General features: G+C 48.6%; 1 protein-coding gene. It reads left to right on the top strand.

From position 1 onward, the window contains the following. Positions 1 to 13: 13 nt before the first annotated feature. A partial coding sequence (locus AC1DT3_RS21230; RefSeq protein WP_477467168.1) for an ATP-binding protein occupies positions 14 to 1,386 on the top strand: 1,373 nt, incomplete at its 3' end.

The following is a 1,386-nucleotide window of genomic DNA, read 5'->3' on the forward strand; positions in this document are numbered from 1 at the left end:
CCCGAGAAAAGGGATGAGCGAACAGCTAAGCCTGTCATTCGATCTAGCGCCTAAAGAGCAACTTCAGCTTTGGTCACCGGATGATATTTTCGAAAGTCTGACATCGACTACGGTGTTGGCACTTTCTGAGGACAAGCGCGTAGAACGTAAGGGTGCAAGCGTTCAACCCAGAGCTCTCGGTGACTATCTTTGTATGTGGTCGAACACTCAGCCGCATGGCGGAGTTATTATCGTGGGTGTCGAAGACAGCGGCAAAATCACAGGCTGCGCCACGTTGTCTCAAGACCATCTGAATAGGCTTGAGAGCCTTTCTGATTATTGCCCGGACGCCCGCTGGTACTCAAAGAGAGTGTCCGTTAAGGATTCAAAGGGTCGAGAGAACTTTATAATCGCCTATCGCGTGCATTATCGCGAAGATAAATTGGTAGAAACCACGGCTGGTAATGCGTTTTTGCGCGAAGCTGATAAGAAACGACAAATTGACGAAGCACTTAAACGCGAAATTCGTATTGCCAAGGGTGAGATTCATTACGAGTTAGAAGGGGTATCCTTGATCTACCCGCAGGATTTTGCGTTGGATGAGATCGGAAAGTTCTGCAGATCATTCGCAGAAAGCCGGCGGTTTCAGACGTCGAAGACCGCAGAGGAGATCCTTGAGCTTGCAAAGCTCGGAAAACAAAAAAACGGAAAGTTTCTACCAAATTTAGCGTGTGCGCTGATCTTCGCTAGCGACCCTCGGGAGGCAGTTCCCGGAGCTCGAATAAGAGTGATCCGGTACGAGGGTGTTCACGAAGATTTTGGCAACCGGCTCAACTCTGTTTTCAGCGTGTTCGTCGACGGCTGCATCCCAAAAATGCTTGCTGAAGTTAAGCAGGTGATCTCGACGCAGATGCGTTCATTTACACGCCTCGGACCGAACGGCCGCTTCCAAACAAAGCCAGAATATCCGGAAGAGGCTTGGTTTGAGGCAATTGTAAATGCGGTCGCCCACCGGAGTTACAACTTCAAAACGCAGAACATTTTCGTCAAACTTTTTGACGATAAGTTTGTCGTAGAGAGCCCGGGCGGGTTCGTTCCACCAACAACCGCCGAAACCGTCTACAACGCTCACAACCCGCGCAATCCATTCCTCATGGAGGCGCTGATGCACTTGGACCTTACGTTCTGCGGATTTGAGGGCACAAGACGAATGCGCCAGGCTATGCACAATGCCGGCTTACCCGAACCGCTTTTTAGACAACACGAAGTAGTATCCCAACATGTACATGTAACTCTTCAGAACAACATACAACACCGAAAGAATTTTTTAGATTCTGAAGCCATTCAGTATCTAAAAGAAGATCAATACCTTGCTTTGACAACTGAAGAGAAGCAAATAGTTAACTA

This window comes from Microvirga sp. P4_G7 (assembly GCF_056401005.1).